Below are 17787 nucleotides of genomic sequence, written 5' to 3'. Positions count from 1 at the left end.
GACTCTTTCGCGTGCCCTTTGTGCGACATCACCTTGAGACCCAGATCGGTGACGCCCAGGCGATTGCGCCGTTATCTTGTAGCAACCGCACGTAGTAATAACTCTTGCCCGGCAGCGGCGCGGGGTCTTTGAAGGTGGTTTCCACCAACGGCGTGCCGGGGCGGAGGGTGTCGAGGACTTGGCCATCGCGAATGATTTCAATGTCGGTGATCGGAGCCGTCCCTTCGGCATGGATCGAAAGGGTCACGGTCTCCCCCGCGACTTGCGTTTCTTCTCCCATCAGGGCTTCACCAATACGGACATCTAAACCGATGCGGTCGGTGGCGGCATAGGTGCGTCGCGCGCGGATGGCGTCGAACAGTGCTTCCCGTGTTTTTTCTTTTGCCCAAACACAGGCGTAGGACATGTGCGTGGAAAGATGATCGCTGGAGGCGATGAAGCCGAGCTTGTATCCCTGATGCAGGGCATATTGCAACGAGGCTTCCTCTTTGACACGCGAATTGGGACGCTCGTACGATTCGCGGAGTCCTTGAAAGATCTCCGCTACCGGTTCGACTTGGGGATCGTTGTAGGTCCAGGTGCCGAGATTGGCTTTGCGATCGTATTCGGGGGTGTGCGCTGCCGTGAGGGCATCGCCGCGTTCGCGCAGCCAGGGGTAGAGCGTGTCGGTGGGGTTGTTGTCGGGACGTTTCAGTTTGCGACCGGCATACCAGTGATCGCTGCGGCTCACCTGGGCTCCACGGGTCAGGAAAAAGACGTTGCGATGCCCGCCGCCGTGCGTCATGTTGCTACGTTCGTAGGCATAGATTGGCACGTAGCGACCCGGAATATGAAACCGATCGGATGCCTTTTGCGTCCGCCACCAGGAGAAGGCGTCGACGTCGCGGGTGTGATCGGTGACTGCTAAAAAGTCGTGCTCGACCGCGTCCAATGCATAACGATGCGCGTCGGTCAGACAGCCATCCAGCGTGGGCATACAACGACTGATATTCGTGTGACGATGCAGGTCGCCAAAATAGACTCGGAACTCATCGCCGCCGCGGGTGATCGTCCAATCGATTTGCGGAGCGGGTTCGGCAGTGCCGGGCGGGTCGAGTTGGAGCGGCTCACAGGGAATCCCGGCGGCTGCTTCAGTGATCGGGGGAAGTGCACCGGCACGGACGGCGTATTTGCGATTGACGGAGGCAAAGCGATTTCCTTCGGCCCAGGCGCATTGCAACGGACCGGCGGTTCCGGCAGCGGTTGCCACGTGTTGGTTTTGTCGGCCTTGGCTGTGTGGCAATTGTATCGGTTCTAACCAACCCTGCTCGGTATACGTGGTGGCATAAATGTTCCACTGCGCTCCGAGCGGAGGATGTCGGCAAAAGCCTTGGCGGCAGATGCGGAACAACAACCACAGACGACCATCGCCATCGGTCGCCAACTGCGGCAAGTCGTAATAGCGCGACGGTTTGCTGGTTGGATCTCGGTCGATGAGGGCGATTTTTTCCGGCGGCAATATCTGCGGCAGCGGCTCGGTAGGTTGTTCAAGTTGCCCGTTGTGAACACAGCGTAATTCCATACGGCGCGAGGCGTGCAGCGGTTCGGCGTAGCGGCCGTTTTCGATGGTCGGCCCGTTGCGAAAATCCTTGCCCCAATTCGGCCCCGCTGCGTCATACGTCACCCAGACACGGCCGTCACGGGTGGCCAAAACATTCGCATGCGCTTCGAAGTCGGCGGACTGCGCAATGGCGATGCGTTCGCCGACAGAAACTTTGTCGCCGCTGGCGGTCAGGCTCGTCAGATAGACGTCATAGTTGCCGTTTTCATACGAATCAAAACCAACCCACGCCCGGCCCTCGGTATCGACAGTGATCGATGGTTGCCATTGATTGGCCGGATTGTCCTCCACGACAAAATCGTTAGACCAGGTCTCGCCGTTGCGGACCTTGGCGTATATATCGCCCTTGCCATTGCGGAAGGATTGCCAGGCCATCCAAACACTCCCGTCGGTTCCCGCAGCGACGGAGAGTTGAAAATCGGTTCCCGTTGCGGTGGTCAATCGTTGGGAGCGCCAACCCCGTTCTTCGCGGACAGCTGTGTAAAGGTCCCAGTTCTTGTCGGTCCCGGAGGAACTCCAGAACGCGTTGAGCGTGCCGTCGATATTGAGCAGTTGCAGGTCAGCGACTTCAACGGCATCGGTAATCAACTCCGGTTTTTCCCCCGGTTTGTCGATGTTTTGAATCCACAGTCGGTCGGTCTGTGCTGTTGTGTCGAACGCGATCCAGGCGACGTGGCGCTGCCCGTTGGCGTCGAGGGCGATGGCAGTGAAGTCGTCATCGGTTTCTGTTTTCGCAACGATTTTCTCGTTGCCCAACCGATGCACTTCAGCCCGCCCGTCAAGCAAAGACGCCGGCCGGCCAGCGGTGAGAGTCGACGGCGCGACCTCGAAATCCCCCTGCTCAGTTGTGATTCGCAGCAGCGTCTCGGGGGTGCACTGCAATTTGACGAAGATCTCTCGCTGCGGTTCAGCGAATGAAACGCGTTTTCCTTGACTGACGCCGGTTTTGATCTTCCAACTGCGTGTGTCGGCGTTGAGTTGATCAGCCACTTCCAGCATCGCCGCAGATACGTCTAGAATTTCGCCGCCAGACACTTCTAGTCGACCATCCCAGACAGCGGCCTGTTCATCAGCGCCGAAGACAATTTTGACTGTGATTGTCGCCGGACCATCGTCCGTTGCTTTGCTGGAGGGTGCAAGCAGTATCACGACGATCATGATCGCCAGACAAACGACGGCAATGACAGCACGCATGAGGAGGGTTCCTCGCTAAGGGGCGTTGGGGCTTGGGGGATTCTTTGATACTGAAATCGTGACACATCGGCCGCCTCACGGCAAGTCGCCGGGGGGGGTGAGGCTTGAGGGGTGAGGCTTGAGGGTGTTGGATTGGCGATTGCCTTGTAGTCTCCTCAAGGCCATCGATTGCCGCGCTGCTTTGATTGTGGGATGATCGTTGGGTTAAGACCCACTACGCACAGTTCATCCAATCGCTGGCACTGTCATGCAAGAAACGTTACCTGCTCAAAATCTGGTGCTGATTGGCGCGGGGCATACGAATCTGCATATTGTGCGCATGTGGCGGGAACAGCCGATTCCGTGTGTGAGCGTGACCTTGATTTCCGCCTTCAACCGCGCGACCTATAGTGGAATGTTGCCGGGTACCTTGGCGGGGTTGTATGAGCCGCGAGAGATGGAAATCGACCTCGATCGGCTTGCTGCGGCGAGCGGTGTGCGCGTGGTTTATGAAGAAGCGGTCGGTTTGGATTCCGCACAACAACACGTCCTGTTGGCCAACCGTCCGCCGCTGCGGTACGACGTGGCTGCGATTGGCATTGGCTCGGTGCCGAAGATTCCAGACCCGTTGCGGCAACAGCCTGCGGTACTGAGCATCAAACCGATGGCGACGTTTCACCATCGTTTGCAGGAACGGCTCGCGGAGGTGACGCAGGATGGAAATGAAACAGCGACGGTGTCCGTCGTCATTGTCGGTGGCGGCGCGGCGGGGGTGGAAGTTTCGTTTTGCCTTCATGAATATCTGGCCCAGCGATTGATCTCGGCCCAGCTGCATTTGATTGAGAGAGGCGAGACAATCCTTGGAGGTTCCCTGCCCAAAACTCAGCAACTCGCTCGGGAGGAATTACAGCGACGTGGTATTGTGCCCCATCTGCAACAACGCGTCGCGGATTTTGATGGCCGTCAATTGATCTTGGAAAACGGCCGGAGTCTCGCCGCGGACATCATCATTACCGCCACCACAGCAGCGCCGCCGCCGGTGTTGAGCGGATTCGATTTGGCCAAGGCGGACGACGGATTTCTGGCGACGCGCCCGACATTGCAATCGACAAGCGCAGAGAACGTGTTTGTCGTGGGCGATACGGCGACATTTCCCGCCAACCCCGTTCCTAAAGCGGGCGTTTATGCGGTCCGGCAAGGGCCGGTGCTTTGGGAGAATCTTAGGCGGTCTTTTCAAAACCAGCCGTTGCAGGAGTTTCATCCGCAGTCCAGTTTTTTGTCATTGCTGGCGACCGGGGATGGCAAAGCGATCGGACAATACCACGGCCGAGCCTTCCACAGCCGCTGGGCCTGGAAATGGAAGGATTACCTGGATCGCAAATTCATGAAGCTGCACCAAGTTGACGCCCCGCTGCCGGAAAAAGCGGCCAATACGGACTCCTTGCCCCCCAATGAGGCGTCGAAGGGCTAACTTGCGGATTCCAACCGTTGAGACGGCCGGTTTGCCAATGGCACAGCGTTGTCGTCGGGCGCACAAAAGGGTATTTTAGAGGAAATCCGCTTGGGATTTGCTACATCTCTGCCGTGGGCAGGGAGTCAGACATAAAGAAGACGAACAGACGGTCAGGGTGCGCACGTCGTGTCCTTTCATTCTCCGCCAGGGAATGGATCGCGGTGTGCCGTTTTCGAAGACCCGTGACCGTACTCGACGATTGAGGCTGCTAGCAGCCGGGAGCCGGCAATGATTTTTGGATTTGGAAAAAAAGACGACGATGAACCAACAGTTGACGAAGAGTATGACTACGTCAAATTCAAAGGGGCAACCAACGACAAGAATCCGAACTTGGCCAAAGCCCAGCGGTTAGTCGACGTGGGTCTGATTCCAGCCAAAGAACTGGTCACCGACGCCTTGCTAAGGCGTGCGGAAATGATGCGGATCGATCCCAAAGGTGCTCAGTCGCAGTTGACGTTATATATTGACGGCCTGCCCTACTCCGGCGGACGCTTGGGTAAACAGGAAGCAAACGCCATCACTCAGATGTTGAAAATGTTGGCGGGGCTGGACGTGAAAGTCCGCGACAAAAAACAATCCAGCGGTCTGCGAGCTGAGTTGGAGGGGTTTAAGTACGTCCTCGACATCGCCGTCACCCCGACAGCCAGCGGCGAACGGTTAGTGATCCGCGTGCAAGATTTGTCGCACGAACTGATCACGATCGAAGATCTGGGAGGGGACGAGGAGTTCAAACTGAAACTCCGAGAAGTTCTCTCTTCCAACGGCTTCCTGGGTATCGCTGGGCCACCGAATTCCGGAACCACCACGACCGCACACGGCGTGATGAGCGGCTTGGATCCGTATTTGAATCAGATGTTTTCCATGGGTGACCTGGGCTGCGATGAATTGCCGAACATTACGCCGTTCGAATTCAACCCCGACGAAACGTTAAAGGAAGCAATGACGCGTTGCTTTCGCAAAGAAGCGGACATCATCTATCTCAACAAATTGACCGATGCGGAAACCACGAAAACGTTCCTCAGTTTCCACAACGAAGGAAAACTGGTTTCGGAGTTCCCCGCCGCTAATGCTGCCGCCGGCCTGGTGCAATTGATTGAATGGACCCAGAGTCCACAATTGGTCGTCGATGCGGTGCGCGGCGTTGTCAGCCAGTTGCTGATTCGTCGCTTGTGCAACGACTGCAAACAGGTCTTTCGTCCCAATCCGACCTTCCTGGCCAAAGCGGGTTTGCCCAAGGATCTGACGCAATTGTGTCGACGGGCGCCGCAAGGAGAGGAGTTCGATCCCTGCGAAGAATGCGATGCATTGGGATTTCAGGGACGGGTGGGGTTGTTTGAATTGATTGAAATGACCGAGGGGATGAAAAAAGTCATTCTCGAAAACCCCACAACCGAAGCGATCCGCGCCCAAGCGAAAAAAGAAGGCATGCACAGCCTGCAAAAGGACGGTTTGCGGCTGGTAGCCGAAGGCGTGACCAGTTTGGATGAATTACAGCGGGCGTTTCGCGCACGGCGCTGATCCGCCACAAGAGTATGAACAACCGCTGACGACAACAGACTTTTAACTTAGGAAAACATCACATGATATCGCCCAAATCTCTCACGCGGATTTCCACTGCTTTGCTCGTCGTCACTGCGGCGCTCGCCTCATGGGGCTTGGCCGATGAAAAAGCGAAACCGGCCAAAACGCTCGATGGCTTGCCGCTGATCTTTGAAGATGACTTTGAAACAGGTGAGGCCAAGCGTTGGTTGCCGGCGAACGCTGAAGGTTGGAAGGTTACGCACCAAGGGGATAACCACGTCTATAGCCAACATAAAAGCATTAAGCTCAAGACGCCCTATCGTTCGCCCTACAACCGCGCGTTTATCAAGGACTTATACGTCAGCGACTTCGTGCTGGATGTGCAGTTGCAATCGACGATCAAGGATTATGGCCACCGCGACTTGTGCATGTTTTTCGGATACCAAGATCCGTCGCATCTGTATTATGTGCACTTGGGCAAGAAGATGGATCCGCACGCCAACAACATCTTTATCGTCAACGACGCCGACCGAAAATCGATTTCCACCAAAACGACCGACGGGACAAACTGGGATGACGATTGGCATCACGCCCGCGTGATTCGCAATGTCGAATCGGGCACGATCGATATTTATTTCGATGACATGGAAACGCCCGTGATGACGGCCGTCGACAAGAACTTCACTTGGGGCCAAGTCGGCATCGGTTCGTTTGACGACACGGGGAATTTCGACGATATCCTCTTGTACGGCAAGAAAGTCGACAAACCCAAGCAATAGCGAGTGGCGATTCCTGTGCCGACCGTTATTCCATGATCATCAAATATGTCAGCACACCCACTCCGGCTAGGCTGACTGCAGCAGCCAGATAGGTCATGGGCGTCGCGGGGTTTGACGTCAATTTCCCTTCGCCGCCTGTGACCGTGTCGATGTGTGCCGCATCGTCAACCTCCACCGCGCTCGCGCTACCCGACAGGCGGCGGGTTTGCCAGAGGATACCGAATAGACAGGCAGCGGTCAGCAGTGAAGCGGCGAGGATCCCCCCCGACAACGGTTCCTCAAGCGACTCTGCTTCCGCCGCGGTCAACTCGCCGGTGGCTTCCATCATGAGCAGCGCCAAGGAGTTGTTGGCAAGGTGCAACAGGACCGGTGCCCAAAAGCTCTTGGTCATCAAGTAGACGTAATGCATCGCCATGCCCAATGGGATGACGGCAATCGCCTGAATGGGGATGAGGTGTATCACGCCAAAGAGCACCGATGTGGCGAGCACGCCCCACCATGCCCCCCAATTGCGCACGAGCGTGTTTCCGATGATGCCGCGGAAGACCAACTCTTCACCCACCGCTGGGCAAACGGCCATCAACAGCCACATGATGACGAGCGGACCGGCGCCGAGGACTTGTTGCATTTGTTCCATGTACTCTTGCGAGGAGATGGTAATGCCGACCGACTCCAACAGGCCACTGGCCAAGCTCGACCAAGCATGCGCGAGAAACTGAACCGGCAACGTCAATCCGAGCACGACCAGCAAATGACCCAGCGACAAGCCCCGCAGTCCCAACGTGCGGGGAAATTTTGTGCCGAACCGCACAAAGACACCCAACGCCGCAAAGCCGATCAAAAAGACTTGTGAGCCAACCAACGCCGGCAACATGACCTGTTGTTCGATAATTGTGGGTGAGAACTCGCTGTTGGGGTGAGCCACTATCCAAACCACACTCACCACTATGGCCGCTGCAATAGAGCCGGTGAATATTGCAATCAGCGTACCCACCATCCAGCCAACGGCTTCGAGACCGGGAAAAACGGTCCGCATGAACCATGTCGGCTGCGGCGCAACGTTGATTTCGACCTTTTGATCCTGATCGGTCAACGCCGCCTCTGTCTCGCCCGCAGCGCCTGGGGTTTCTTCGACCGGCGGGTCAAAATTCACCAGCGGTGTCGGCTCATCGGTACCCTCGGGCGGTGTGTGCGACATAGATTCTGGGCCCCTTACCGGGAAAATGACCGTTTCCGGCGCTGTACTCCGGGACGGGACATAGTAAATTAAGGTGAGTACCGCGCAGCAAAAGGTGGCAGTCTCTCCGCTGCGCGTCTGGTATACCGCGCAATCCAAATGGGGTCAATTAGTCTCTCAGCAACCATTGCCCGATGGCGATGAAACTCCTCAAGATTCTCGCCTCGTCGGCGAATCACTCCATAAAGCAACACTCGTGATTCGCCAAAATTGTCCGTTTATTGGAATCTGCCGTCCATTCTTGTTGAAATGGAACGAATTGCGCTCCTTAATCGTTGGCACACTTTTGCTTCCCCAACCGTGACTGACTCGTGAATTCCATCACCGAACAATCCGATGCCGCTCCCAATGTCGTCTTTTGCCCGGGCTGCAATGAGCGGCTGGCCACTGTGGATGGCGAATGCACGCGATGCGGCGCGGCCCTGCCCGATATCATGGGTGATCAGCTGCAGGAAACATTGCTGATTCACGACTGGCACGGCAACGGCACGTATTACAAGGAGCCCTCGGAAGAATTCGACGACCTGTTGGGCAGTGCGCTGAGCGTCTACGAATTGGAATCGTTGATTGGCAGTGGGGGTATGGGACGGGTCTATCTGGCGAAGCACCGTGATTTGGATCGGTACTGCGCGCTGAAGATTCTGTCTCCCAAATCCGCGGAAATCGATCAAGACTACGTTGAACGCTTCGTCAACGAAGGCCGCGCCACGGCGTCATTGATCCACCCCAATGTGGTTACAATTCACGCGATTGGACAAGAAAACGGGTTTCATTTTTTAGAAATGGAATTTATCGCCGGGCGCTCGTTGCAACGATTGCTCCGCGATGAACAACGATTGACACCGATTCGGGCCACCGCTTTGGCGACGACAATTGCCAACGGACTCGCAACGGCGCATCGCGCAGGGATCGTGCATCGCGACCTCAAGCCCGACAATATCTTGCTGAACCATCAAGGCATTGCCAAGCTTGCTGACTTTGGATTGGCGAAACGGATATCCACACTCCGGAAATTTCCCAAAGATTTGGCCGGCACGCCGAACTTCATGGCGCCGGAATTGTTCCACGGCGAACCAGCCAGCCCCGCAAGCGACGTCTATGCGCTGGGGGTCTGTTACTTTTTGATGCTCAGCGGCCGCCTGCCTTATGTGGCCAAGTCGATTGATGAATTGATGGCACAGGTTGCGACTGAAGCGTTGCCGAACATTCGCGATTTCAATCCCCGTGTCAGTCTGGTCATGGGCGAAGTGCTCAGCTTGCTGTTGGCCAAAAGCCCGCGCAACCGGCCTTGCGACGGGATCGAAGCGGCGCAATTGCTGCAGGCGGTTTTAGGTCAGACGCGCGATTTGGAATCGTTGCTGACCGATGCTTTCCTCAACGATCCGTCGATTCGTTGGACGCGACAAGACCTGCGGTATCGTATCGATCATGAATTGCCCGATGGCCGCCGGCAGGTGTTGTTTGTCGAACCAAGCGACCATCATGCCGGGGAATGTTTGCTATTGATCTACAGCATCTGTTGCCCGGCCGATCCGGAATTTTTTGAAACGGCGTTGCGGCTCAATTCGCAAATTCCACACGGTAGTTTGGCGATTCGCGAAGTCGACGGGCGAGAAATGTTTGTGATGGTCAACTCACACCTACGCTCCACGGTCGATGTCGAAGAAATCCGCCGCAGCATCCTCGAAGTCTCCACCCGCGCCGATGAAATCGAAAACCGGCTCACCGGGGAAGACCATCACTGAGCGGATCGATCTCGGTTACGAAAGAAAAGGTCTCGCGCAGAGACGCGAAGGCGCAGAGAGTTTTTTCTGAAAGAACGCTGTTGTGTGACGCGGCTTGGCGAGGAACGAGTTTTCCTGTTTGATTGCCAAGGGTTTTCAACGGTTCCCTCTTTTACTTCTTTGCGGCTCTGCGTCTTTGCGCGCGTCTTTTTTTCAAAGGCGCATCTCTCGGACTACCTAGAAAGGTGCGTCGCGACGCATCCTACGCTGGGTCGGGATCGCGTTTGGGTAGGCCGACTAGTAATAATGTTGCTGCGATCCCTACGGACATGCCGACCCAGGGATTGGGAAACACCACCAGCGCGACTGCGGTGAGCAGGGCGACGCCTCGTTCGATGGGTGTTTTGGAAATGCCCATGGCGACATACGCACAGGCGAATCCGGTGAGGACCAGGGTCAACGATAGGGCGATGCCCATCAACGGCCGTAGTCCGTACAGCAGCGGCAGGATCATGTACAACAGCGGGACGCCAAACACGTAGTACGACGAGATGCCGGTGTACAGAGAGTCCATCGCCTGTCGCCCTTCTCGCCAACGCTGCACGATGATCACATGCACCCCGGTCCACAGGCAGCCCTGCGTTGGAAAAAACGGTGAAAACAGCGCCATCAAAGCGTTGCGAATGGCCAACGAAAAGTGGCTGCGGTTGACGTCGATCACGATCTTTTCATCCTGCCGGTCAGGCTGCGCCATTTGCAGGACTTCCGCACCGGTGATCAGATCGCCGAACAGAATCACATAGCCCATGATGGCCAGTGGAAGCCCGTCGAGAAACATCTCGGCACTGGGCCAACCGATGGCGAACGGCGAGACCTTTTGGTACAGCTCGGCAAATGGCGGGATCAAGATGATGTCGTCGAAGTTGGTTCCGATCGAATCAATCGCTTCTTTGTAGCTAATTTCGCCGACCAAGGGACCGACAATAGCAGCAATGAGGAATCCAGGGAGCAAACCCAACCCCGCGAATTTCGCCAACCACCGCCAGCGCAATTTGAGTTGCTGCACGGGCAGCGAAAACGTGAGAATCAGACAGATCGAAACCGCCACAGTGGTGGTGATCGGTTGTTTCAGCAGCAGTTCTTTTTTCTCATCCATCAAGACCCGCATTAAAGCGGCGATCGCAGCGCCCAAAATGATGCCGCTCTTTAGCGCATCGGGTAGCCAGCGGATGAATCGATGGCCTAGCCCCGTGGCACCCATAAATAAGAGGATGGCCGCAAAATTCAGCGAGACCGCCGTCATCATTTGGAACTTCGCTTCGGGAGTTCCATAAACCGGATTTCCGCCGCTATCGACTGCTAAAATAAAGGCGATGGCCAGCGGCAATGCGGGGGTGATCCAGCCCGGCGCGAACGGCTCACCGAATAGAATCGGCGCGCTGCTGATGAGCATCGATTGGATAAAAATACAAGCGACCGCCTCTTCAAAAGAGAGGCCGAAATAACCAACCAACAGCGGGACCAGTCCTAAGCCGGTGGCTCCGGCGACGAAGATGCCTTGCCAAAATTCCGGCCACGAGATGCCCGTATGATAAAACGGCAGGCGAAACGTAAAGGGTCCCCAACGCCAGCCCGGTTGTTCTGTCCCCGCGGTCCGTTGATGCTGCATCGTGCTTCCCCGCTAATTAGCGCCGCCCGTCATTGGGCGGCGGACACTGCGTTTTTTGTAAACACTCGCCCGGGATTTAGGATATCCCGCGGGTCGAGTTGCTGTTTGATCCGCTGCATCAACGCCCGATCTTGCCGTGATTGGCCGAACACCGGGATCGTCTGTTTCCACGTTTCATCGCAATCAAAAATCACCAGATTGCCATCTGCCTCATGCGCCAACGTCTGTAGTGGAGACAAAATCTTTACTGCCGCGTCGAGCGTGGTCACGGTGTCGGGAAGATGGCCTATCACAATTCCATTGCCGGCATGCGCGGCGAGCGAGACTCCAGCGGAGGTTGCCAATTCAGCAAACTCGACCAGCCGCGACGGTCGCAAGTTGGCTTGAAATGTGAGCGGTTCGTCGGATGAGGTGGCGAAATCGGTCAGTGCGAACCACAGCGGTTCCGCATCGGCCACGACGGCCACGTCGCGAATCCCCGCTGTCTGCAACTCAGCCGTCATGGTTTCGGTTTCCCATTCCGTTTCGCGCGTCGCTCCCTCGAAACCGATGCATAAGACCGGTCCGTCGGCCGGCAAGTCCAAGCGGGCTTCGGCGGCAATTTCGTGAGCAGCGTTGGCGTTGAGGACCTCCAAGGCAACCGGTCGGGTTGCAGAAGTCAGCAGGTTTTCGAGCGCGGTTTCCACGGCCTGCCAATCCGCAGCCGCACACCACAGTATTCTTGACGCTTCCGGTTGCGGGATCACTTTTAGCGTGGCTTGGGTGATGACCGCCAAGGTCCCGAGCGAACCGATCATCAACTTACACAAATCGTAACCCGCCACGTTTTTGACAACGCGTCCACCGGCGCTGAACGTCTTGCCAGTTGCGTCAATCGATGAGATGCCGATCAGATAGTCGCGCAGCGTGCCAAAACCGAATCGTCGCGGCCCACTGGTGTTGGTGGCCAAGACGCCTCCCAATGTGGCGCGCGAGGATTGCGGCACGTCGATCGGCAATCGCTGCCCTTCGGCTTTGAGAATCTCGGTCAGCTCGTCCATCCGAATCCCGGCTTCGACGGTGATTGTCATGTCCCGCGCTGGGTAATCGATGGTGCGATTCAACCGCAATGTGGAAAAGGCGATCCCGGGTTGCGTGGAGGCATAACCGTAATGCAGCGCTGTCCGGCCACCGACCGGAAAAATCGCCCGCCCTGCCCCAGCGGCATTTTCTGCGAGAAAGTCGCGGGCCTCATCGGTTGTCGCGGGTGTGAATTCGTCGGACGACTCGGTCGTAGTCATGATCAGCAGCAAATTCCGGAATGGGGGTCAATCGTCAGTATTGTGTTTAAAGAGCGGCCCGACGGGCGGGATGCGATTTTTCGATGTGTTCCATCCCACAGGCACCGGCCGTGGGAAGCATTTTTTGTGGGCTGCACAATCCCGTGGGATTGAAGGCGAGACGCACGGATTCCATGGTTTCCAAATCCGCTTCGGTGAAGAGTTTGTTCATGAAGTTGATCTTCTCGACACCGATTCCATGCTCGCCCGTCACACTGCCGCCCAGTTCGATACAGCGATTGAGGATTTCGTCACTGGCCAACAGCACGCGTTTGATTTGCTCAGCATCGCGTTCGTCGAAGAGCAAAATGGGATGGATGTTGCCATCGCCCGCGTGAAACACGTTGACGATACGAATGTCGTGACGGGCACTTGCTTCGGTGATGAACTTTAAAATCTCCGGCAGTTTCGTCCGCGGCACCACACCATCTTGCGTGCAGTAACTGGGGCTGAGCCGGCCGATTGCGCCAAACGCTTTTTTGCGGCACTTCCACAACAAATCGCGTTGCTGCGGCGAATCGGCTTTACGGACTTCGCGGGCGTTGTTTTGTTCGCACAACGCGACAATCTGCTCCGCTTCACCATCAACAGCGACTTCTAAACCGTCGACTTCGATCAGCAGAACTGCTCCGGCGTCGAGTGGAAATCCAAAATGAAATGCGGGTTCGACCGCTTCGATGATTCCCTGGTCCATCAATTCCAACGCCGCCGGCACAATACCCGCCCCGATGATGCCGCTGATTGCTTGCGTCGCATCTTCAACGGTTTCGAAGACCCCCAACATCGTGCGATAGGCGACCGGATCGCGGGTGAGCCGTACGATGACTTTGGTACAGACGCCGAATGTTCCTTCGCTGCCGACGAACAGGCCGGTTAAGTCGAAGCCGGGATTGTCTTCGGTATATCCGCCGAATTGCACCACCTCACCATCGGGCAAGACCACTTCGGCGCCGAGGACGTGATTGACTGTCACCCCATATTTCAAAGTGTGCGGGCCGCCGGAATTGGTGGCGACATTGCCGCCAATCGTACATGCCCCTTGGCTGGACGGATCGGGGGCATAATGAAATCCGGTTCCCTTGAGGTGCTGCGTCAAATGCACATTCACTGTGCCGGGACCGACTACTGCGTAATGATCCCGCAAATTGACGTCATGGATTCCCCGCATCCGCGTTAAAGCAATCATCACGCCGCCGCCCACGGGGAGGCAGCCGCCGGCGAGACTGGTTCCCGCACCACGCGGGACGAAGGGAATCTTGTATTCGTTGCACAGTTTTACAATGGCGACCACGTGCTCTGTCGTCTCGGGAAAGACAACGCAGTCGGGTGTGTTTTTCTCAATCACAAACCCGTCGCACTCGTAGACCAGCACTTGCTCGTGGGCGCTGAGCACACTGGATTCTCCCACGATGCGACGCAGGGCCTCTAGAGCTTCGGCGGGGATTGTCGATATCGTTGCTGTTTCAGGCATATTGTTTTTCGCAGACACAAACTCAAGAACTGGACGAACCGCCGCTGTTAATAGTTGAAACCGTTTTTGCGGATGTGAATCATCGGCGACTCATCCGCCAGGCGGGGACCACTGCCAGCGGCGATGACCTTCAACAGATAGACGCGATGATCTCCAGCGGCAAGGCTCTCGACGACTTCGCCTTCCAGATACCCCAGGCCGTCGGTCAAAATCGGCAATCCGGTTTCGCCGGTGGTGATTTCCAAACCTTCAAACGCCGGTTGATCCGGTTCGAAACCGCGACCGAAATGGCCCAGCAATTGTTTCTGCGATTCACTGATCACATTCACGACCGCTTGACCGGTTTGCCCCAACCAATCATTCACGTAGCGTCCCTCTTTGACGACGACGGAAATCATGGGCGGCTCAAAGGCCGCCTGTTGAACCCAACTGGCCAGCATGCCGGTTGTGTTGCCGTTGTCGTCGCCACAAGTGAGGATGAAGACCCCGCTGGGAATTCTCCCCAACACCTGGGCCAGTTCGCTGTTTTTTTCGTCTGCCATGATACTCCTTGAGAAACGCATCGCTCCAGGCCATGCCGGGAGAAGATGTCGAATGTCGATTGGGTTTAGGATTCGGAGGTCTTGAGATCGCCGGCGACTTTATCTTCGATGCTGCGGACTTTGGAGACCAACCGACCGCTGGCACCGCGACGGGCATCGATTTTGACTGAACAGGTCACGCGGTCACAGTCGACGCTCATGGCTTCGTAACACTTGGTCACAACGGCCATCACTTCGTCCCATTCGCCTTCGATGACCGTCCCCATGGCGTGCAAGCGATAGTCCAGACCGCTCTGCGAAATGATTTCCACAGACCGCGCCACATAGGGACTCACACTTTCGCCTTTGCCCAACGGCGTCATGCTGAATTCTAATAAAACCACGCTGAGGATTCCCCGAAGAATAAACGGTAACCGCAATGCTTCTATTCTAGGGAGGCAGCCGCACCTTGCAATGATCCACACTCGCTGAGCGAGGAGTTGCCGATAAAATGTGGAGCGTCGCGAAACGCCCTACGAAAGAAAGGCCTCGCGCAAAGACGCCAAGCCGCGAAGAGTTGTCTTGAGAACGTGTCGTGTTGTATGACGCTGATTGGTCGCGTGCGGCTTGGTTGGAAACGGGTATTATTGTTTTATTTTCAAGATTTTAAATGGTTTCTCTTTTCCTTTCTTTGCGGCTCCGCGTCTCTGCGCGAGGCTTTTTTTAGAGGCTCGTCTCCCGTCCTACATCGAAAGGTGCGTCGCGACGCACCCTACATTTTGCTACGGAACCTATTTGCCGCGCGCGGCTCCTACGCATTGTGAACACGGTCGCTGGGAGGGCGAAGCTCCCGCTGAGCCGCATCGGTACCTGTAGGATGGCTGGCAACGTGTTGGGCAAATGGCGTATTGCGCTAGCGCGCGGCTCGGCAGGAGCCTCGCCCTCCCGGCGACCGTACTTGCAGTGTGTAGCGACCAACGGGAGCGGCCTAACCCCAACGAGCGGAAGCTCGCACCAAGCGGCTGTGCCGCTAGCGATACTGGCGGGGTTGGGTGGCCAATTCGACTTCGCGTTCGCGCAATTGTTCGAGCGTTTTTTTGAGGATTTGAGCTGCGGCGGGGGCGGCGATGGTTCCGCCGTAATGGTTGGGACCGACGGAAGGCTCATCGACGACGACCAACACCAGCGCTTGCGGGTTCTCCGCAGGAGCGCCGCAGATGAAGGAACTGACGTGCAACTTGTTGGAATACGCACCGGTCTGCGGATCGGGTTTTTGGGCGGTGCCGGTTTTTCCGAAGACGGTGTAATCCTTCGACTTTGCGTTTCGGCCTGTGCCGCGTCGCACCACCTCGGTCATGGGACCTTGCACGATCCAATCCGCAACATTGGCATCGACCGTTTGCGAGACGATCACAGTTGCCGGCCCCGCGATTCCTGATCGCTGATTTTCCACCAAGTGCGGTGTGCATTGCCGTCCGCCATTGGCCAATCCCGCCATGGCTGAGATGAGCTGCAACGGTGTGACGGCGATCTCCTGCCCCATGGGAACGGAACCGGTCGAGTAGCTGTTCCACTTTCGCAACGGACGCAACATCCCTTTCAGTTCGCCGGGCAGTTCAATGCCGGTCTTGCGGCCGAATCCGAATTTCACAGCGGTGGCATGGATTCCCGGATTTGTCAGCCGCTCACCGATTTTGGCCATGCCGATATTGCTGGACTTCACCAGAATGTCCGTCACGCTCAACTCGCCATAGCCATGGTGATCGTGCAGAACCCGACGTCCCATGCGGTATTCGCCATGTTCGCAATCAAACATTTCGTCGGGCTGAATCAATCCCTGCTCAAGCGCGGTGGCGACGATGAATGGTTTGAACGTCGATCCCGGTTCATAGATCGATGCAATCGCATGATTTTTCCAAGCCTCATCGGGAACGTTGTCGAGTTGATTGGGGTCAAACGTGGGGCAATTGGCCATTGCCAACACGCCGCCGGTATGGGGTTCGAGGACGATGGCGCAAGCGGACTTTGGTTTCCAGTCCTGCATGACTTTTTGCAGCGCTCGTTGCGCATGCAGCTGAATGACCGCATCTAAGGTGAGCCGAACGGTTTGGCCGTGCTGCGGCGGGCGGGTAATGCGTTCGCTGACCTCGACCACATGGCCCCGCGCATCCCGCGCCACGGAGCGTCGGCCATCGCGGCCGCGCAGGGCCTCGTTGAGGTGCTCCTCCAACCCGCCGCGACCGATGCCGTCGATGTCACGTATTCCTAATACTTGAGCGGCAATTTCGCCTTGGGGATAGACGCGGAGGAATTCGTCGCGAAATCCGAAGCAATCGCGGGGCAGGTCCAAATCGCGAATGACGGCGGCTTGTTCATCGGTCAATCGCCGCGCCATCCAAAGGAATTGCTTGTCGCCGTGTGCGGAGATGCGCTGGAACACCCCGTCACGATCGCGTCCTAGAGCATCGGCCAATTGGGCGGCGAATTGCCAACGCTGCTCGATCCGCGCGGGAACGACAAACAGGCTCCGCACCGAGACCGTTGTCGCCAACAGCCGGCCGTTGCGATCGGTAATATCGCCCGGTCGCGCCGGCAAGACTTCGTGCGCGGCCCATTGCTTTTCGACTTGATGCCTGAGCCGCGGGCCTTGAATCATCTGCAAGAAGACCAACCGCCCAGCCAGCACCAACCACACGCTGACAAGCATCGAGCGCAACAGCCATTCCCGCCAACTGGCACGCACAGGATCGTGGGCGGCGTTGTGTTGTCGGTCTTCAGACATCGCTATCTTCTTCCCTCACACACAAAACAGACCACCTGGGTGCCACTGGCTTTGCCAGTGCTTTGTAAATACTTTCGAGATTTCGTTCAGCACTGGCAAAGCCAGTGGCACCCTCGAATCACAGTTAGTGCAATCGCCGTGCCTGCTCCGGGTCGCGGGCGATAAGCTCGTTGGCCGATTTTGTTGGTTTGCGCGGGGGGACCATGACTTGCAGTTCCCCCGACTCCAACGATTCAATCATTCGCGCCGGAGCCCCCAATTGCTGGACCTTCAAACGGTGCAGCGCATGGCGTCGCTCCAAGACCTCGAGCCGGTAGTGCTGCAGACTCACTGCGCGGCGCAGTTCGAGATTCTCTTTTTCCAGACGAATCCCGGCCAACGCGATCAGCACGATCACCACGATGGCGCCCGCGAATCGAACAAACATGCCGCCTCCGAAACCGCCCATTTTGGAAGAAAACGGCGGTACGCGCGCAGC

The 17787-nt window shown here is 56.8% G+C and carries 13 protein-coding genes; 4 read left to right on the top strand and 9 right to left on the bottom strand.

Annotated features, from left to right (window positions below; genetic code table 11):
- Window positions 1-28: 28 nt before the first annotated feature.
- Window positions 29-2794, bottom strand: coding sequence for a CehA/McbA family metallohydrolase (locus Mal52_RS10600; RefSeq protein ID WP_145376038.1), 2766 nt, complete (start codon window positions 2792-2794; stop codon window positions 29-31).
- Between the two features lie 247 nt (window positions 2795-3041).
- On the opposite strand from Mal52_RS10600, the gene Mal52_RS10595 reads away from it, so the two are divergent.
- The 3 genes from Mal52_RS10595 to Mal52_RS10585 all read left to right on the top strand — a co-directional run bounded on the left by Mal52_RS10595 (window position 3042) and on the right by Mal52_RS10585 (window position 6586).
- Window positions 3042-4244, top strand: coding sequence for an FAD-dependent oxidoreductase (locus Mal52_RS10595; RefSeq protein ID WP_145376036.1), 1203 nt, complete (start codon window positions 3042-3044; stop codon window positions 4242-4244).
- Between the two features lie 270 nt (window positions 4245-4514).
- Window positions 4515-5804 carry an ATPase, T2SS/T4P/T4SS family gene (locus tag Mal52_RS10590; RefSeq protein WP_145376034.1) on the top strand — a complete coding sequence of 430 codons (1290 nt, stop codon included), beginning with the start codon at window positions 4515-4517 and terminating at the stop codon, window positions 5802-5804.
- 62 nt (window positions 5805-5866) lie between these two features.
- Window positions 5867-6586 (top strand): hypothetical protein, encoded by a 720-nt coding sequence (locus tag Mal52_RS10585; protein WP_145376032.1) that lies wholly within the window; start codon window positions 5867-5869, stop codon window positions 6584-6586.
- Between the two features lie 25 nt (window positions 6587-6611).
- Here Mal52_RS10585 and Mal52_RS10580 read toward each other — a convergent pair whose 3' ends face one another.
- Entirely contained in the window at window positions 6612-7784 is a 1173-nt protein-coding gene (locus tag Mal52_RS10580; protein WP_145376030.1) for a CPBP family intramembrane glutamic endopeptidase, read from the bottom strand.
- 350 nt (window positions 7785-8134) lie between these two features.
- Here Mal52_RS10580 and Mal52_RS10575 point away from each other — a divergent pair, with 350 nt between their 5' ends.
- Window positions 8135-9568, top strand: coding sequence for a serine/threonine-protein kinase (locus tag Mal52_RS10575; RefSeq protein WP_145376028.1), 1434 nt, complete (start codon window positions 8135-8137; stop codon window positions 9566-9568).
- Between the two features lie 241 nt (window positions 9569-9809).
- On the opposite strand, the gene Mal52_RS10570 is transcribed toward Mal52_RS10575, so the two are convergent.
- From Mal52_RS10570 to Mal52_RS10540, 7 genes are all read right to left on the bottom strand, one after another.
- The gene (locus Mal52_RS10570; RefSeq protein WP_145376027.1) at window positions 9810-11216 is read right to left on the bottom strand and encodes a hypothetical protein; all 1407 of its coding nucleotides are present in this window, start codon (window positions 11214-11216) and stop codon (window positions 9810-9812) included.
- A gap of 29 nt (window positions 11217-11245) precedes the next feature.
- Entirely contained in the window at window positions 11246-12496 is a 1251-nt protein-coding gene (locus Mal52_RS10565) for an FAD-binding oxidoreductase (protein ID WP_145376025.1), read from the bottom strand.
- Window positions 12497-12542: 46 nt separating this feature from the next.
- On the bottom strand, window positions 12543-14006 hold the full coding sequence (locus Mal52_RS10560) for an FAD-binding oxidoreductase (RefSeq protein WP_145376023.1): 1464 nt from the start codon (window positions 14004-14006) through the stop codon (window positions 12543-12545).
- A 47-nt stretch (window positions 14007-14053) separates the two neighbouring features.
- Entirely contained in the window at window positions 14054-14548 is a 495-nt protein-coding gene (locus tag Mal52_RS10555) for a flavin reductase family protein (RefSeq protein ID WP_197534807.1), read from the bottom strand.
- Between the two features lie 65 nt (window positions 14549-14613).
- The gene (locus Mal52_RS10550) at window positions 14614-14931 is read right to left on the bottom strand and encodes an MTH1187 family thiamine-binding protein (RefSeq protein WP_145376020.1); all 318 of its coding nucleotides are present in this window, start codon (window positions 14929-14931) and stop codon (window positions 14614-14616) included.
- 626 nt (window positions 14932-15557) lie between these two features.
- Window positions 15558-17309, bottom strand: coding sequence for a peptidoglycan D,D-transpeptidase FtsI family protein (locus Mal52_RS10545; protein ID WP_231962597.1), 1752 nt, complete (start codon window positions 17307-17309; stop codon window positions 15558-15560).
- Between the two features lie 124 nt (window positions 17310-17433).
- Window positions 17434-17736 carry a hypothetical protein gene (locus Mal52_RS10540; protein WP_145376018.1) on the bottom strand — a complete coding sequence of 101 codons (303 nt, stop codon included), beginning with the start codon at window positions 17734-17736 and terminating at the stop codon, window positions 17434-17436.
- Between the last annotated feature and the right edge of the window lie 51 nt (window positions 17737-17787).

This window comes from Symmachiella dynata (assembly GCF_007747995.1).
GTDB lineage: Bacteria > Planctomycetota > Planctomycetia > Planctomycetales > Planctomycetaceae > Symmachiella > Symmachiella dynata.
Note: the sequence above shows the minus strand (reverse complement) of the source record. Positions and strands in the feature narration are given on the sequence as shown.